The 16,105-nt window shown below is 68.4% G+C and carries 13 protein-coding genes and 1 tRNA gene; 8 read left to right on the top strand and 6 right to left on the bottom strand.

The features are described from left to right. Window positions 1-7: 7 nt before the first annotated feature. Window positions 8-2,689, bottom strand: coding sequence for a pyruvate dehydrogenase (acetyl-transferring), homodimeric type (gene aceE / locus E6C76_RS09675; protein WP_136348008.1), 2,682 nt, complete (start codon window positions 2,687-2,689; stop codon window positions 8-10). A gap of 356 nt (window positions 2,690-3,045) precedes the next feature. Further along, window positions 3,046-4,263 carry an ABC transporter substrate-binding protein gene (locus E6C76_RS09670; RefSeq protein ID WP_136348007.1) on the bottom strand — a complete coding sequence of 406 codons (1,218 nt, stop codon included), beginning with the start codon at window positions 4,261-4,263 and terminating at the stop codon, window positions 3,046-3,048. 165 nt (window positions 4,264-4,428) lie between these two features. Here E6C76_RS09670 and E6C76_RS09665 point away from each other — a divergent pair, with 165 nt between their 5' ends. The 7 genes from E6C76_RS09665 to E6C76_RS09635 all read left to right on the top strand — a co-directional run bounded on the left by E6C76_RS09665 (window position 4,429) and on the right by E6C76_RS09635 (window position 11,634). Next, complete coding sequence (locus E6C76_RS09665; RefSeq protein ID WP_136348006.1) at window positions 4,429-7,143, top strand: PAS domain S-box protein; 2,715 nt, start codon at window positions 4,429-4,431, stop codon at window positions 7,141-7,143. Then, complete coding sequence (locus tag E6C76_RS09660) at window positions 7,118-7,753, top strand: response regulator transcription factor (protein ID WP_136348005.1); 636 nt, start codon at window positions 7,118-7,120, stop codon at window positions 7,751-7,753. The genes E6C76_RS09665 and E6C76_RS09660 overlap by 26 nt, the downstream gene beginning before the upstream one ends. Window positions 7,754-7,852: 99 nt before the next feature. After that, entirely contained in the window at window positions 7,853-8,734 is an 882-nt protein-coding gene (gene folD / locus E6C76_RS09655; RefSeq protein ID WP_136348004.1) for a bifunctional methylenetetrahydrofolate dehydrogenase/methenyltetrahydrofolate cyclohydrolase FolD, read from the top strand. After that, window positions 8,731-9,219 carry a 5-(carboxyamino)imidazole ribonucleotide mutase gene (purE, locus tag E6C76_RS09650; RefSeq protein ID WP_136348003.1) on the top strand — a complete coding sequence of 163 codons (489 nt, stop codon included), beginning with the start codon at window positions 8,731-8,733 and terminating at the stop codon, window positions 9,217-9,219. The genes folD and purE overlap by 4 nt, the downstream gene beginning before the upstream one ends. 8 nt (window positions 9,220-9,227) lie before the next feature. Next, a complete protein-coding gene (locus E6C76_RS09645) occupies window positions 9,228-10,382 on the top strand; it encodes a 5-(carboxyamino)imidazole ribonucleotide synthase (protein ID WP_136348002.1) in 1,155 nt (384 codons plus the stop codon). A 79-nt stretch (window positions 10,383-10,461) separates the two neighbouring features. After that, window positions 10,462-11,496 carry an L-threonylcarbamoyladenylate synthase gene (locus E6C76_RS09640; protein ID WP_136348001.1) on the top strand — a complete coding sequence of 345 codons (1,035 nt, stop codon included), beginning with the start codon at window positions 10,462-10,464 and terminating at the stop codon, window positions 11,494-11,496. A gap of 62 nt (window positions 11,497-11,558) precedes the next feature. Beyond that, window positions 11,559-11,634, top strand: a tRNA-Ala gene (locus E6C76_RS09635). Window positions 11,635-11,701: 67 nt separating this feature from the next. Here E6C76_RS09635 and E6C76_RS09630 read toward each other — a convergent pair. From E6C76_RS09630 to E6C76_RS09620, 3 genes are all read right to left on the bottom strand, one after another. Then, window positions 11,702-12,235 (bottom strand): hypothetical protein, encoded by a 534-nt coding sequence (locus tag E6C76_RS09630; protein WP_230976217.1) that lies wholly within the window; start codon window positions 12,233-12,235, stop codon window positions 11,702-11,704. A 292-nt stretch (window positions 12,236-12,527) separates the two neighbouring features. Continuing rightward, window positions 12,528-13,253, bottom strand: coding sequence for an SIMPL domain-containing protein (locus E6C76_RS09625; RefSeq protein WP_136347999.1), 726 nt, complete (start codon window positions 13,251-13,253; stop codon window positions 12,528-12,530). Between the two features lie 125 nt (window positions 13,254-13,378). Further along, the gene (locus tag E6C76_RS09620; protein WP_136347998.1) at window positions 13,379-14,818 is read right to left on the bottom strand and encodes a putative nucleotidyltransferase substrate binding domain-containing protein; all 1,440 of its coding nucleotides are present in this window, start codon (window positions 14,816-14,818) and stop codon (window positions 13,379-13,381) included. Between the two features lie 124 nt (window positions 14,819-14,942). On the opposite strand from E6C76_RS09620, the gene E6C76_RS09615 reads away from it, so the two are divergent. Next, window positions 14,943-15,452 carry a methylated-DNA--[protein]-cysteine S-methyltransferase gene (locus E6C76_RS09615; RefSeq protein WP_168734304.1) on the top strand — a complete coding sequence of 170 codons (510 nt, stop codon included), beginning with the start codon at window positions 14,943-14,945 and terminating at the stop codon, window positions 15,450-15,452. 22 nt (window positions 15,453-15,474) lie between these two features. On the opposite strand, the gene E6C76_RS09610 is transcribed toward E6C76_RS09615, so the two are convergent. Beyond that, window positions 15,475-16,098 carry a LysE family translocator gene (locus E6C76_RS09610; protein WP_136347996.1) on the bottom strand — a complete coding sequence of 208 codons (624 nt, stop codon included), beginning with the start codon at window positions 16,096-16,098 and terminating at the stop codon, window positions 15,475-15,477. Window positions 16,099-16,105: the final 7 nt, after the last annotated feature.

Raw genomic sequence — 16,105 nt, 5'->3', positions numbered from 1 at the left:
CTCCTCCTCAGACCGTCAGCGGGTTCGGCTTGTTGGGGTCGAGCTGGTACTTCAGCAGCGCGGCGGCCACCTTGTCGCGCTCGATCACGCCCTCGTCGGCCAGCGCCTTCAGCGCGGCCACGGTCACCCAGTGGCGATCCACCTCGAAGAAGTGGCGCAGCTGCTCGCGGGTGTCGGAGCGGCCGAAGCCGTCGGTGCCCAGGGTCACGTAGGTGCGCTTGACGAAGGGACGGATCTGCTCGGCGAACAGGCGCACGTAGTCGGTGGCGGCGATGACCGGGCCACGGGTGTCCTTGAGCAGCTTCTCGACGTGCGACTGACGCGGCGCTTCGAGCGGATGCAGCAGGTTCCAGCGTTCGGCGTCCTGGCCGTCGCGCGCCAGTTCGTTGAAGCTCGGCGCGCCCCAGATGTCGGCTTCCACGCCCCAGTCGTTCTTCAGCAGGTCGGCGGCGGCGATGACTTCGCGGAAGATCGTCCCCGAGCCGAGCAACTGCACGCGCGGGCCGTTGGAGGCATTGCCCTTGCGGAAGGCGTACAGGCCCTTGAGGATGTGGCCTTCCGCGCCGGCGGGCATCTCGGGATGTTCGTAGTTCTCGTTCATCACCGTGAGGTAGTAATAGACGTCCTCCTGCTCCGCGAACATCCGCCGCAGGCCGTCCTGCACGATCACCGCCACTTCGTACTGGAAGGTGGGATCGTAGGACACGCAGTTGGGGATCAGGTTGGCCAGCAGCAGGCTGTGGCCGTCCTCGTGCTGCAGGCCCTCGCCGTTGAGCGTGGTGCGCCCGGCGGTACCGCCGATCAGGAAGCCGCGCGCGCGCTGGTCGGCCGCCGCCCAGCACAGGTCCAGGGTGCGCTGCAGGCCGAACATCGAATAGCAGATGTAGAACGGAATGGTCTGCACGTTGTGCACGCTGTAGGCGGTGCCCGCGGCGATCCAGTCGGCCATCGCGCCGGCCTCGTTGATGCCTTCCTGCAGTACCTGGCCGGTGGTCGATTCCTTGTAGAACATCAGCTGGTCATGGTCTTCCGGCACGTACTTCTGGCCTTGCTGGTTCCAGATGCCGTACTGGCGGAACATGCCTTCCATGCCGAAGGTGCGCGATTCGTCGGGCACGATGGGCACCACGTGCTTGCCGATCTGCTTGTCCTTGAGCAGGGTGTTCATGATGCGCACGATGGCCATCGTGGTAGACAGCTCGCGGCCCTCGCCGGAGGCCTTCAGCAGCGCGTCGAAGGTGTCCAGGCCCGGCACCGCCAGCGCGTCCGCCTTGCGGCGGCGCTGCGGCAGGAAGCCGCCCAGCGCCACGCGGCGCTCCATCATGTACTTGTATTCCGGCGAGCCTTCCTCGAACTTCAGGTAGGGCAGCTCGGCCAGCTTGTCGTCCGGCACCGGCAGGCCGAAGCGGTCGCGGAAGCGGCGGATGGCGTCCAGATCCAGCTTCTTCTGCTGGTGGGAGATGTTCATGGCCTCGCCGGCCTGGCCCATGCCGAAGCCCTTGATGGTCTTGGCGAGGATCAGCGTGGGCTGGCCCTGGTGCTCGGTGGCGGCCTGGTAGGCGGCGAAGATCTTGAAGATGTCGTGGCCGCCGCGGTTGAGATTCCAGATCTCGTCGTCGGTCCAGTCGGCCACCAGTTCCTTCAGTTCCGGGGAGTTGAAGAAGTGCTCGCGCACGTAGGCGCCGTCCTTGGCCTTGAAGGTCTGGTACTCGCCGTCCACGCATTCCATCATGCGCTTCTTCAGGATGCCCTTCTTGTCGCGGGCGAACAGCGCATCCCAGTGGGTGCCCCAGATCACCTTGATGACGTTCCAGCCGGCGCCGCGGAATTCGGCTTCCAGCTCCTGGATGATCTTGCCGTTGCCGCGCACCGGGCCGTCCAGGCGCTGCAGGTTGCAGTTGATGACGAACACCAGGTTGTCGAGCTTCTCGCGCGCGGCCATGCCGATGGCGCCGAGGGATTCGACCTCGTCGGTTTCGCCGTCGCCCAGGAAGGCCCACACCTTGCGCTGTTCGGCCTTCTTGGCGTCGATCAGTCCGCGCGAGGCCAGGTACTTGGTGAAGCGCGCGGTGTAGATGGCCTGCAGCGGCCCCAGGCCCATCGACACGGTGGGGAACTGCCAGAAGTCCGGCATCAGCCACGGGTGCGGGTAGGAGGAGATGCCGCGGCCAGACACTTCCTGGCGGAAGTTGTCCATCTGCTCCTCGGTGAGGCGGCCGAGCATGAAGGCGCGCGCATACACGCCGGGCACCGAGTGGCCCTGGAAGTAGATCATGTCGCCGTCGTGCTCGGCGGACGGAGCGTGCCAGAAATGCGAGAAGCCCACGTCGTACAGCGCGGCGGCGGAGGCGAAGGAAGCGATGTGGCCGCCGACGTTGGTGTGCTTGTTGGCGCGCACCACCATCGCCATGGCGTTCCAGCGGATATAGGAGTGCAGCTTGATTTCCAGGTCCGGGTTGCCCGGATAGGCGGGCTGCGCGTCGGCCGGAATGGTGTTGATGTACTGGGTGTTGGCCGAATAGGGGATGTCCACCCCGTCCTCGCGCGCGCTTTCGATCAGTTTCTCGATCAGGTAATGGGCGCGTTCGGCGCCTTCGTGCTCGACGACGGCGGCAAGCGCCTCCAGCCATTCCTGCGTTTCCTGCGTATCCGGATCGGGTTGCAGGAGCACGTTGGATTTTCCGGTCATGGTCTGTCTCCTCATGACTTGCGGTTAGCGAATCCCGCCCGGAGCGAGGAACCGGGCAGGGCGGTTCGGTGAAACGGAAACTGCGAAACGCGCACGCTTTTCGCGCGTGGGCGCGATCAGGCGAATTTTTGAACTATAAAACCATGTTTCGCTATGCGCAATAGTATTTCACATGTTGCAATGCACAATCGATGAGGAAATATCGCTCCTGCATGCGGCGATGCCCGCCGGAAAGCCTGGGACGGCGGGCGGGGGCGGTGTGAGAACGACGACGGGGAAAAAAATCGGCCGGGAGAGGAGGGAGGGAGGGAGAGTTTCTCCCGGCCGATCGGGAAAGCGATCATGCGGCGGCGGCTTCATGGCCGTGTCGCCCGCTGGCGGTCCTGCTCGTAGGCGAAGACCACGTGCCCGCCGCGCACTTCGCCCAGGTAGATGTCTGCCGGGCGGACGATGGTTTCGTGGCGGGTCTTGGAGAAGGGCCGCTCGTAGGTCATCACCACGCCCTCCACCGTGCCGCGCAGATCTTCCAGCGCTTCACGGATGCGATCTCCATCGGTGCTGCCGGCCTGCGCGATGGCCGCGGCGAGCAGCAGCATCGAATCATACCCTTGCGCGGCCGCCGGTGGCACCGGAATCCGCTCGCTGCCCGTTTTTTCCCGCCACGCGGCGAGGAAGGCCGCGCGGCGCGGCGTGGTGGGCTCCTGGATGAAGGTCTGCGGCATGCGCGCGCCCTCGGCATTGGGGCCGGCGTTGTCGATGAAGTTGGACATGGCCAGCGTCCAACTGCCGATCAGCGGCGCTTCCCAGCCCATGCGCGCCATGCCGTTGGCAATCTGTGCCAGCTCCGGGCCGATGCCGTAGGTCAGCACGGCCTGCGCGCCGGCCGCGCGGGCGCGCCGCAGCGGGGTCAGCATGTCGGCCTGGCGCAGGCGGAAGCGCTCCACCGCGACGGCCTCGATACCGCGTTCGGCCAGCGCACGTTCGAGATCCTCGCGGCCGTGCTGGCCGTAGTTGGTGGCGTCGTGAAAGACCGCCACGCGGCTCAGTCCGCGCCGCTCCACGGCTTCCTCGACGATCATCGCGGCCTGCAGGGTGTCGTTGGCGGAGACGCGGAAGACGAAGTTTTCCGGGTGCTGCGGCGGCAGGAACTGCTTGGTGATGAGCGAGCCGGTAGCCACGGAGGTGATGACCGGCACGCGCGCCTGCTGGTAATAGCGCTGGCTGGCCAGCGCCACGCCGGTGTTGACGATGCCGAGCCCGGCCACCACGCCGGCCTGCAGCAGTTCCTGGGCGATCTGCGCGCCGCGTTCGTTGCTGGCCTCGTCGTCGCGTTCGAGCAGTTCGACGGGGCGTCCGAGTATGCCGCCGGCGGCGTTGAGCTCCGCGGCGGCGATGCGGATGCCTTCGCGCATCGACAGCCCCATCGGGCTGGAGCCGCCGGTGAACGGGCCGGAGACGCCGATGCGGATGGGCCCGGGCGGGTCGTCGGCCTGTGCGCCGGCGCCCAGCGTCAGGGCGAGCAATGCCGGCGCGAACCTGTGGAGCCAGGAGCGGAATGGGGAAGCGGAAGGCATGGAGGCACTGTAAGTCGGTGCATGGATGGACAGAATTGGCGAAAACCCGAAGCGCGAAACTTCCGATAAGGGAAAGACCGGATGCTTGTGCGGCGCAACCGAGGCAGAATGAGCGGTGAATTGTGCGGCCCGCATGCGGCCGCCGCCAAAGGATTCGCTGCACCGATGCCCGAACCCGCAGAACGCGGCTCCGTCGCCCCCGTGACCCGCTGGTACTGGACGGCTCCCTACGTGGCCGTGCTGCTGTTCGCGCTCGTCATGCTGGCCCTGGTGTGGCTGCTGCAGGAGCGCGAGATCGCCAGCCAGCGCAGCGCGGTGGCGCGCGACGTGCAGTGGGCCGAACAGACCATGCGCATGCACATGCAGGGCACCGAGGAGGCCCTCGGCCAGCTCGCCCGCGATCTGGCCGCCGGCGCACTGGACCTGGATGCCTTCCAGGTGCGCGCCAACCAGCTGATCGCCAACAACAGCGAACTGGTGAACGTGGTCTGGGTGGGTGCCGACGAGATCGTGCGCTGGTCGGCGCCATTCGATACCACCGAGTGGCTGCCGGGCGATGCCTTGTCCGGTTCGCAGATGTCGCCCTATGCGCGTGCGCGGGACACCGGCGGGCCGAGCTACGGGCAGCCCTATCTGAGCCCGCGCGGCAGCAATGTGCTGGAAGTCTACGTGCCGGCGCGGCGCGGGCGCGAATTCCTCGGCGCCATCGCGGCGGTGTATTCCGTCGAGCGCATGGTGCGCCACATGGTGCCGGGCTGGTTCGCCGAGAAATACCTGCTGGAACTGGTGAGCGCGCAGGACGAGATCCTTTCGGTGAGTTCCGGGGTACGCGATCTGGACAAGAGCATCTCCTTCGAGATCGCCCTGGATCCGCCGGGGCAGGGCCTGTACCTGCGCGCCACCGCGTTCCGCGTCGGCGGCCAGCTGCCGGCCGCGCTGCCCACGGTCATCATCATCGGCCTGTCGGTGTTCGTGCTGTGGAGCCTGTGGCTGCTGCGCGACCATGTGCTGCGCCGCGTGCAGGTCGAACGCGAGCGCGACCGCCTGTTCAACCTGTCGCTCGACATGCAGTGCGTGCTCGGCCTGGACGGGCGCTTCCGGCGCTGCAACCCGGCCTTCGAGCGCGTGCTGGGCTATCCGCCGGAGGAACTGGCCGGGCGTGCGCTGCTGGAACTCGCGCATGCCGCGGATGCCGCCAGTACGCTGGAGGAGATGCGTCGGTTGGAAAGCGGCGAGGCGGTGAGCTTCGAGAACCGCTGCCGCTGTGCCGACGGCAGCTACAAGTGGCTGGTGTGGAGCATCAACCCGGTGCGCGAGGAAAAGCTGGTGTACGCGGTGGCGCACGACATCACCGGGCGCAAGTCCGCCGAAGATGCGCTGCGCGCGGAGTCGGCCTTCCGCAAGGCGATGGAGGAATCCATGCTGACCGGCCTGCGCGCCATCGACCTCACCGGCCGCATCATCTACGTCAACTCCGCGTTCTGCCGCATGGTGGGGTTTTCCAGCGAGGAACTGGTCGGCGCGCAGGCGCCTTTCCCGTACTGGCCCAGCGAGGACCTGGCTCTCTGCCAGACCAATCTGGAACTGACCCTGGCCGGCCGCGCACCGTCCAGCGGATTCGAGATGCGCATCCGGCGCAAGAACGGCGAGCGCCTGGATGCGCGCTTCTATCTATCGCCGCTGATCGACCTCACCGGCAAGCAGACCGGCTGGATGGCCTCGGTGACCGACATCACCGAGCCCAAGCGCGTGCGCGCCGCGCTGGAGGCCGCGCACGAACGCTTCGAGGCGGTACTCGACGGCCTGGACGCGGCGGTATTCGTGGCCGACGCGCGCACCGATGAGATCCTCTTCGCCAACCGCGCCTTCAAGAACATCCACGGCTTCGACGCGGTGGGCCGCACCGTGCGCGGGGTGGCGGTGCCGCAGCCCGAGCGCGGCGACTATCGCGTCAATCCGCGCGGGCTGGCGCTGATCGACCTGCCGCGCGAACTGTTCGACGGCGAACTGCAGCACCCCCTGTCCGGCCGCTGGTACCACGTGCGCGAGCAGGCCACGCGCTGGGTGGACGGCCGCGTGGTGCGCATGGGCATCGCCACCGACATCACCGACCGCAAGCAGACCGCCGAAGTCTCCCGCCAGCAGGAAGAACGCCTGCAACGCACCGGCCGGCTGATCACCATGGGCGAGATGGCCTCCACGCTGGCGCACGAACTGAACCAGCCCCTGTCGGCCATCGCCAACTACTGCATGGGCTGCGTCACCCGCATGCAGTCGCCCAACTGGAAGCAGGAAGAAATCCTCGCCGCCATGCAGAAGGCCAGCTTCCAGGCCGAGCGCGCCGGCAAGATCATCCGCCGCGTGCGCGAGTTCGTGAAGAAGAGCGAGCCGCGCCGCAGCGCGGTGTCCCTCATCGAAGTGCTCGACGACGCCATCGGCTTTGCTGAGATCGACGCGCGCCGCATGGGTATCCGCGTGGAAACCGAGGTGCCGGATGACCTGCCGGCGGTGTACGCTGACCGCATCATGATCGAGCAGGTGGTGCTCAACCTGGTCAAGAACGGCCTGGACGCCATGCACGACAGCCCGCCGGAAGAGCGCCTGCTGCGCGTGCGCGCCCGCCAGCTCGGCCCGTTCAGCGTGGAGGTGGCGGTGATCGACCGCGGCCACGGCATCGGCGAGGAAGAGCGCAAGCGCCTGTTCACCCCTTTCTACACCACCAAGGCGGAGGGCATGGGCATGGGGCTCAACATCTGCCGCTCGATCATCGAATTCCACGATGGCCGGCTGACGGTTGAAACCAACCCGGAAGGCGGTACCATCTTCCTCTTCACCCTGCCGACGGAGGCTGCCAGTGAGCGTCTCGCCCGCCGAGCCTGACCAGATCATCTACATCATCGACGACGACGAGGCGCTGCGCGACTCGCTGGTCTGGCTGCTCGAATCGAACGGCTACAAGGTGCTCTCGCACGAGTCCGCCGAGGCCTTCCTGGAAGCCTATGACGAGCGCTTCACCGGCTGCCTGGTGCTCGACGTGCGCATGCCCGGCATGAGCGGGCTGGAACTGTTCGAGGAGCTCGGCCGCCGCCTGTGCACCCTGCCGGTGATCTTCATCACCGGCCACGGCGACGTGCCGATGGCCGTCTCCGCGCTCAAGAAGGGCGCGGTGGATTTCATCGAGAAGCCGTTCTCCGACCGCGACATGCTCGGCCTCATCGAGCAATGCCTGGCCACCGAGCGCGAGAATCGCGAAAAGCGCCGCCAGGAGGCCGACACCACCCGCCGCCTGGCCGCGCTCACCCAGCGCGAGCGCGAGGTGCTCGATCTCATCATCCTCGGCAAGCTCAACAAGCAGATCGCCGACGTGCTGGGCATCAGCATCAAAACCGTGGAAGTGCACCGTGCGCGCGTCATGGAGAAGATGGGCGCGCATTCGCTGGCCGAACTGGTCCAGCACGTGCTCAGCGCCGAGCCCGCCGCGCAGCGCTAGCGCGCGACGCCTGGCGGAAGGCGGGCCGCCGCCGGGGTTTCCATCGCACAAGGCCCTGACGCTGCGATAAAATCCTTCGTTTTTCCAAAGGCCATTCCCATGACGGCACGCATCATCGACGGCAAGGCCCTGGCGGAACGGGTGCGCGGCGAAATCGCCGAACACGCCGCCCGGCTTGCCCAGCGCGGCGAACAGCCCTGCCTGGCGGTTCTGCTGGTGGGCGCCGATCCGGCATCCGCGGTCTATGTGCGCAACAAGGTGGCCGGCTGCGAAAAGGCCGGCATCCGCTCGCTGCGCTTCGACTACCCCGGCGACGTCGCCCCCGCGGTGGTCATGGCCAAGCTCGCCGAACTCAACGCCGACCCGTCCGTGCACGGCATCCTCGTGCAACTGCCGCTGCCGCCGCAGTTCGACGAAGCCGCCGTGCTGGAAGCGATCAGCGTGGACAAGGACGTGGACGGCTTCCACGCCGAGAACGTCGGCCGCCTGTCGCAGAACCAGGAAGCCTTCATCCCCTGCACCCCGCACGGCGTGATCAAGATGCTCGAAGCCGAGCACGTGCCGCTGGCCGGCGCCGAAGCCGTGGTGGTGGGGCGCTCCAACATCGTCGGCAAGCCCATGGCCATGCTGCTCACCAACGCCGGCGCCACCGTCACCGTGTGCCATTCCAGGACGCGCGACCTGGCCTTCCACACCCGCCGCGCCGACATCCTGGTGGCCGCCATCGGCAAGCCGCGCTTCCTCACCGGCGACCTCATCAAGCCGGGTGCGGTGGTCATCGACGTGGGCATCAACCGCCTTACCGAAGGCCCGGATGCCGGCAAGCTGTGCGGCGACGTGGATTTCGACTCCGCCGTGCAGGTGGCCAGCGCCATCACCCCCGTACCGGGCGGCGTCGGCCCGATGACCATCACCATGCTGCTGGAAAACACCGTGATCTCCGCCGCGCGCGCCCTGCGCCGCAAGGAAGCCGAGAAATGAGCGCACAACCCATCGTCGGCATCATCATGGGCTCCAACTCCGACTGGCCCACCATGCAGGCCGCCGCCAAGGTGCTGGAAGACTTCGGCGTGCCCTTCGAGGCGCGTGTGGTGTCCGCCCACCGCACCCCGGACCTGATGTTTGAATACGCCGAAAGCGCACGTGCGCGCGGCCTGCGGGCCATCATCGCGGGAGCCGGCGGCGCCGCCCACCTGCCGGGCATGGTGGCCGCCAAGACCACCGTGCCGGTGCTCGGCGTGCCAGTGCAGTCCAAGGCCCTGTCCGGGCAGGATTCGCTGCTCTCCATCGTGCAGATGCCCAAGGGCATTCCGGTGGCCACCTTCGCCATCGGCGAAGCCGGTGCCGCCAATGCCGGGCTGTTCGCGGTGGCGCTGCTCGCCAACACGGATGCCGCGCTGGCCGAAAAGCTCGAAGCCTTCCGCGCCCGCCAGACCCAGGCGGTGCTGGCAATGACCCTGGATTGAACGGCAAGATGATCCTGCCCCCCGCCACCCTCGGCATGCTCGGCGGCGGCCAGCTCGGCCGCTTCTTCGTCGCTGCCGCCCACGAGATGGGCTACCAGGTCTGGGTGCTCGATCCCGACCCGCACAGCCCGGCCGGCCGCATCGCCGACCGCCATCTGGTGGCCGCCTACGAGGACCATGCCGCGCTCGACCAGCTCACCGCCGAATGCGCGGCGGTGAGCACCGAATTCGAGAACGTGCCGGCCGGCACGCTGGACTACCTGGCCAAGTTCATCCCGGTGCACCCGGCCGCTGCCGCCGTGGCGGTGTGCCAGAACCGCATCGCGGAAAAGACCTTCCTGGCCGACAACGGCCTGCCGCACGGCCCGTTCGCCGCCATCCGCAGCGACGAGGACATCGCGGCTGCCAGCGCCGGCCTGTTCCCCGGCGTGCTCAAGGTGGCGCGCTTCGGCTACGACGGCAAGGGCCAGGCCCGCGTCGCCAGCCGCGAGGAGGCGCTCGCCGCCTTCCACCAGTTCAGGCGCGAAGCCTGTGTGCTGGAGAAGCTGCTGCCGCTGGACTACGAAGTCTCGGTGGTGCTCGCGCGCAGCGAGTCGGGCGAGCTGCGCGCCTTCCCGAGCGGCGAGAACCAGCACCGCAACGGCATCCTGGACGTCACCATCGCGCCCGCGCGCGCCGGCGCCTGTCTTGCGGACGAAGCCCAGGAAGTGGCCGGGCGGATCGCCGAGAAGCTCAGCTACGTGGGCACGCTGGGCGTGGAATTCTTCGTCAGCCGGGGCGAACTGGTGGTCAACGAGATGGCCCCGCGCCCGCACAACAGCGGCCACCACACCCTCGACGCCTGCATGAGCAGCCAGTACGACCAGCAGGTGCGCGCGCTGTGCGGCCTGCCGCTGGGCGAGGCGCGCCAGCATTCGGCGGCGGTCATGGTCAACCTGCTCGGCGAGCTGTGGTACGAAGGCGGCCATGCCGAAGGGCGCTACCGCGAGCCAGACTGGTCCGTGCTGCACGCCGTGCCCGGCCTGCGCCTGCACCTGTACGGCAAGCACCACGCCCGCCCGGGGCGCAAGATGGGCCACTTCACCGTGGTCGGCGACGACTCCGCCGCGGTGCTGGAGCGCGCCATGGCGGCGCGAGCGGCCATCGGCATCCGCGACGCATGAGCGCCTCCGCCCGGCCGCCCGAAGGAGGCGCTCGTCCTCCCCCGGGGAGGATGTCGCGCAGCGACAGGAGGGTCGTCCAGTGAGCGGCGCCGCGCAGCCTGCCCGCATCGTCGCGCCCACGCCCGAGAACATCGCCCGCGCGGCCGCGCTGCTGCGCGCTGGCAAACTCGTCGCCTTGCCCACCGAAACCGTGTATGGCCTGGGCGCCGACGCGCTCGATGCGGCGGCCGCCACGGGCATCTTCCACGCCAAGGGGCGCCCGGCGGATCATCCGCTGATCGTCCATCTGCCCTCGGCCGAACACCTGTCGCGCTGGGCACGCCGCATTCCCAAGGAAGCGCTCGCGCTCGTCCGCGCCTTCTGGCCCGGCCCGCTCACCTTGATCCTGCCGCGCGAGGACGACGTGCCCGACGTGGTCACCGGCGGGCAGGACACCGTGGGCCTGCGCGTGCCCGCGCATCCGGTGGCGCTGGCCCTGCTCCAGGCCTTCGATTCCGGCATCGCCGCGCCCAGCGCCAACCGCTTCGGGCGCATCAGCCCCACCACCGCCGCGCACGTGGAACAGGAACTGGGGGCGCGGGTGGACCTGATCCTCGACGGCGGGCCGTGCCAGGTGGGCATCGAATCCACCATCCTCGACCTGTCGCGCGACGAACCGGAAATCCTGCGCCCCGGCGCGATCACCGCCGAGGGCATCGCCCGCGTCATCGGCCGCCGCCCCCGCGTGCGCGGAGAAAGCGCCGCGCAACCGGAACAGCACGCCCCGCGCGTCTCCGGTGCGCTGGCCGCGCACTACGCGCCGGCCACGGCCTTGCGCCTGCTGCCGGGCTCGGAGCTGGCCGCCGAGGCCGTGCGCCTGGCCGCGCAGGGACGGCACGTGGCCGTGCTCGCCCATGCCTGCCCGTATCCGGGTGACGACCGATTGCAGTGGGTGGCGGCCGGCCCCGACCCCGGGCGCTACGCCCACGATCTGTACGCCCACCTGCGCGCCCTCGATGCGCTGGGTGCCGACTGCCTGCTGGTCGAAGCGCCGCCCGCCGTACCCGCCTGGTCGGCCATCGCCGACCGCCTCGGGCGCGCGGCGGTGGGTTCCGGCGAATCCGACGAAACCTGAATCGGCCGGCAACACGGGGCTTCCCAAGCAGGGAGGCGATGGCTATAATTCGCCGCCTCTAAGGGCCGATAGCTCAGCTGGGAGAGCGCCGCGTTCGCAATGCGGAGGTCGAGGGTTCGATCCCCTTTCGGTCCACCAGACATCAAAGCCCCGCAAGCCTGAGCGCTGCGGGGCTTTTCCATGCCCTTCCTGCAGCGCAAGCCCCTTAGAAAAACGCTTGAGCGGACAGCCTGAAACCGGCTGCCACCCAGGCCCGGGCGCTGGTGTTGCTCAGGCTGAAATCCGCGGCCACCCGGGTTCGCGCGATTTCGCCGCCGTCCGCGTCGTGGGCGCGCAGCAGCGCATGGGGTTCGTACTCGTCGGGCACGATGTCCAGCGTCACCGTCACCTCGCCGTCTTCACCGGCTACGTGGATCTGCTTGTGCAGCCGTGCCCGGAGTTGCTGCTGCTGGCGCTGCAATACCTCGGTAGCGCTCTTGACCAGGGCAAGGAAGGCGGCCTGGTCCAGCGGCTTGGGATTCTTCTTGTCGCGCCCCATGGTCCAGGGGCAGACCAGGACGGGTTCATGCTCCCCGTCCTGCGACATGCTCACGGCCCAGCCGTCGCCGTCCTGGCTCTCCACCACGCGGGCCGTCCAGCCGTCCCGGCACCAGTGGCGGTCCTCGCAGACCGTCCCTTCCTCGGCGGGCTCGTCCTCCGCGCCGGCGGCGGAGGCTGGGTGCTCGGACGGGATATTCATTGCAGTAGGCAGAACCGTCACCGCACTGGACAAGGGCAACAGGTCTTCATCCATCGCAACGGCTGTGTCCACGGCCGGCCTGCGTACGGTGCGGGCACGGCGTGGCGCGCTGGCCATGACCGCACCGGCAGGCAGGGGGAATTCGAAGCTGAGTTGTGTCATGCGGCGGCATCGCGTCGGGCAGCAATGCGATAACTGTACAAAATTACATGCATTCAGCGCAACCCGGCGCGTGCAGGCGCCGGTGGGCACAAGCGCCGTCCCGCTGCCCGCTTGCCCCGCAAAACCGCCTTCAGGGCGCCAGATTGAACTCGAAGGTACTCACCACGCGCAGGCGCTTGTTCAGCGTGCGGCCGGACTCCATCTCGCCGCCGTCGTCGTCCAGCACGCGGATGACGCCCTGGTTGGCGTTCTTCAGCGCGCCCAGGGTGGCGCCGGCGTCGGCGGCGAACTTGTTGGCCTGTTCGCGTGCGTTGCGCGTGGCCTGTTCGAGCAGCACGCTCTTGATCTCGTTGAAGCCGCGCAACTGGTAGCGTGGGCCGCCGAAGCCGTCGTCGGTGGACAGCTGGATGCCGGCCTGGATCAGCGGATCGACCTTGGTGGCGGCCTGGGCCACGGCATCCACGCGTGCGGACTTCACCATCACCTGCCCCTGGCCGTTGAAGCGCAGCGGCACGTTGTCGGAGCCCCATTCGCGCGCGTAGAGATCCTGCACCTGCAGCGGGCGGATTTCGATTTCCTCGTCGTTGAAGCCCTGCTCGCGCAGGAAGGCGACGACGCGCGCGCGGTCCTCGCTGAGGCTTTGCTGGACCGCGCCGAATTCATTGCCGCCGCGCCGGAAGGACACCGTCCAGGTGGCGAAGTCGCTCTTCACGTCCTGTTCGGCCAGCCCTTTGACGGTGATGGAACGGTCCGCCATGCGGAAGCGTTCGATGCCCTGACCGACCCACCAGCCGCCGAGGGCGATACCGCCGGAAATCAGCAACGCGGGGAAAACGCCGATACGAAAATCGCTCATGATGGAAAACGCGCCGAGCGCGTGGATGAAAACGGGCTTTCATCATACGCGGACGGCCCATCCTGGATCGGCGATGCCGGCCGGAGCGGTGTTACAAGGCGTTGCGCCAGCGGCGGCCTGGCGCGTCAGCCCATCTGCGCGAGCTGGAAACGGCCGTGCAGGAAGTTCTGGAAGGCCTTGACCTCTTCCAGCGCCAGCTTCAGCCGTCCCGTCTCGATGCGGTTCAGGTGATCGAGCGGCAGCCGGTTGCTCGGCTCGCGGCCCTGCTCCAGGGCGAGCAGCTGCGCGCGCAGGCGCAGGGCGACGAGAAAGTCGAAGGCGGCGGCGAGGTCGTCGGCCTGCTTGCCGGACAGCACGCCCGCGCCAGCCAGCCCGGCGATGCGCTCGCGCGTGCCGCCGTCGACGATGCCGGCTTCCAGCGCCATGGCCTTGACGCCTTCGGTGATGGCGAAGATGCCGGCCTTCTTGATGTCGATGGTGCCGCGATGCGGTTCCTGCTTGTCGGCGACGATGCGGCCGAAGAAGCTCAGCGGGGGCTTGAAGCGGATCACGTTGGCGGCGCTGCGCGCCAGGAACAGCTTGTTGGCGCGCAGCCATCCGGTGATGTGCGCCTTCAGGCGACGTTCGTAGTCGCGCTCGCCGTACAGGGTGCGCAGATCGAAGAACATGCTGCCGGACAGGATGTTCTCCGGCGTGGGCGTGCTCAGCCATTGGTTGAGCGCAAGCTTCCAGCCGCCCAGGCTGCGCCGCCACGCCTCGTTCTTGGCCATGATGCCGCCGGAGCACGGCGGCACGCCGATGCCGATCAGCGTGTCGATTAGATCCTCGCTGAAGGCGCGCAGACCGCTCAGCTCGGCCTCGCTCAGATCGTCGGCGTGGATGATGGCATTGTCCTGGTCGGTGACCAGGGTCTGCTCCTGGCGTCCCTCGCTGCCCAGCACGACGAAGGCGAAGCGCTCGGTGAGGGCAGGGTGGCGCTCGCGCCGCACCAGCTCGATCAGGCGTACCAGGATGCGGTCGTTGAGGTGGGCCACGGTACGCACCAGATCGGCGGTTTCGATGCCGCTGCCGGCCAGGTGCACCGCCAGTTCCTCCACCTTTTTGTGCAGCACGCGCAGGGCGTCGGCGCTGGCGGCTTCCTCGATCTCCAGCATGAGCTGCTGCGGCGAGCGGCTTTGCAGGCGCAGCACATCGGAATCGGTGAGGATGCCGCACAGCCGGCCGTCGGCATCCACCACGCACAGGCGGTGGATGCGCCGCCGGCTCATCAGGAACAGCGCCTCGAACAGGTATTCGTCTTCGCCGATGGTGACCAGCGGCGCGTTCATCACCTCGGCCACGGTGAGTGCGCGCGGCTCCAGGCCCTGGGCGACCACCTTGTTGCGCAGGTCGCGGTCGGTGACGATGCCGCGCGGGTCGCCGTCCTCGCAGGCCACTAGGCTTGAGATGTTGTGCTCGCGCATGCGTGCGGCGGCCTCGACCAGTGGCTGGGTGGTCGGGCAGGTCATCACGCTGCGCCGGCAGATCGCCCCGACCGGGGTGAAGAAGATGTTTTCCGCGGCCATTCCGTATCTCCCCTGTATTCGAATGGTTATTCCTTCCGGACTATATACGCAGCCGTCCGGCGCGTGGTGGGCGTACGTGGCGAATTGGGCCAAACTGGCGGCCTGGCCGAAATCCGGAGTGGTAATGAACATGGCAGGCAGGGTGGTGTGCACGGCGTTCGATACGCCGCTGGGGCGAATGGTCGCGGTGGCCGGGGAGGCCGGCTTGCTCGGTCTGTACTTCGACGACCAGGAGGATCTGCCCGATCTGGCCCTGGCCGAGGAACGTGCGGAGCATCCCCTGCTGGTGCAGGCACGCCGCGAGATGGAGGAATACTTCGCCGGGCGGCGCGCGGTGTTCGAACTGCCGCTGGCGCCCGCGCCCAGCGCCTTCCAGCAGCGCGTGCGCAACGGGCTGTGCGCCGTCGGTGCCGGGCAGGTCACCACCTATGGCGATCTGGCGCGCGCGGTGGATTCGCCGCGCGGTTTCCGCGCCGTGGCCCAGGCGCTGGGGCGCAACCCGCTGGTCATCGTGGTGCCCTGCCATCGCGTGCTGGCGCATGGCGGGCAGATCGGCGGCTTCTCTTCCGGGCTGTGGCGCAAGCACGAATTGCTGGCGCACGAGGCGCGCCACTGGCGGCCGCTGCTGGAATGAGCGGGCCGGCGATGCGGGCCGCTCAGCCCAGCACCAGCGCGCCGGCCACGCCCGCGGCAAGCAGGATCAGCGCCGCGCCGGAAACCCGTTCCAGCCACGGCAGCGCGCGCGCGAAACGGCCCAGCACCGCGCGGTTGCCGATGGTCGCGGCCACCAGCAGATCCCACAGCAGCACCACGCCGAACATCCACGCGCCGTAGGCCACCTTCCAGCCCGTGGCGGTGTGCGCGCCGGACAGCATGGCCGCCAGGCTGGCGTAGAACAGCGCGTTCTTCGGGTTGAGGATGCCGGACAGGAAACCCATGCCGGCGGCCCGCCACCACGAGGCCGTGCTGCTGCCGTCCGCCGTGGCGGGCGCCAGCGCGGTGCGCCCGGCATGGCGGATGAACAGCACGCCCAGATAGACCAGATAGGCGCAGCCTACGAGTTGCAGGGCGGCGAATGCGCGGCTGTCCGGCTGCAGGGTGGACAACCCGGCGAACGCGGCGACGATGAACGCCCCGTTGGCCAGCGCGATGCCCAGGCAGGCGCCGCTGGCCACCCGCCAGCCGGCGGACAGCGAGGTGCGCGCGATCAGGAAGAAATCCGGGCCGGGAGAGAGCAGCGCGAGGAAATGCGCGGCGGCGACGAGCAGGAATTGCTGCATGCTGCGG

The sequence above is a fragment of the Pseudothauera nasutitermitis genome, from assembly GCF_004801295.1.
GTDB classification, from domain to species: Bacteria; Pseudomonadota; Gammaproteobacteria; order Burkholderiales; family Rhodocyclaceae; genus Pseudothauera; species Pseudothauera nasutitermitis.
Note: the sequence above shows the minus strand (reverse complement) of the source record. Positions and strands in the feature narration are given on the sequence as shown.

Excerpts from the sequence above, each read along its gene's own strand:
- aceE (WP_136348008.1), bottom strand. The coding sequence starts at position 2,689 with ATGACCGGAAAATCCAACGTGCTCCTGCAACCCGATCCGGATACGCAG.
- E6C76_RS09670 (WP_136348007.1), bottom strand. The coding sequence starts at position 4,263 with ATGCCTTCCGCTTCCCCATTCCGCTCCTGGCTCCACAGGTTCGCGCCG.
- E6C76_RS09665 (WP_136348006.1), top strand. The coding sequence starts at position 4,429 with ATGCCCGAACCCGCAGAACGCGGCTCCGTCGCCCCCGTGACCCGCTGG.
- folD (WP_136348004.1), top strand. The coding sequence starts at position 7,853 with ATGACGGCACGCATCATCGACGGCAAGGCCCTGGCGGAACGGGTGCGC.
- purE (WP_136348003.1), top strand. The coding sequence starts at position 8,731 with ATGAGCGCACAACCCATCGTCGGCATCATCATGGGCTCCAACTCCGAC.
- E6C76_RS09645 (WP_136348002.1), top strand. The coding sequence starts at position 9,228 with ATGATCCTGCCCCCCGCCACCCTCGGCATGCTCGGCGGCGGCCAGCTC.
- E6C76_RS09630 (WP_230976217.1), bottom strand. The coding sequence starts at position 12,235 with ATGAATATCCCGTCCGAGCACCCAGCCTCCGCCGCCGGCGCGGAGGAC.
- E6C76_RS09625 (WP_136347999.1), bottom strand. The coding sequence starts at position 13,253 with ATGAGCGATTTTCGTATCGGCGTTTTCCCCGCGTTGCTGATTTCCGGC.
- E6C76_RS09620 (WP_136347998.1), bottom strand. The coding sequence starts at position 14,818 with ATGGCCGCGGAAAACATCTTCTTCACCCCGGTCGGGGCGATCTGCCGG.
- E6C76_RS09615 (WP_168734304.1), top strand. The coding sequence starts at position 14,943 with ATGAACATGGCAGGCAGGGTGGTGTGCACGGCGTTCGATACGCCGCTG.
- E6C76_RS09610 (WP_136347996.1), bottom strand. The coding sequence starts at position 16,098 with ATGCAGCAATTCCTGCTCGTCGCCGCCGCGCATTTCCTCGCGCTGCTC.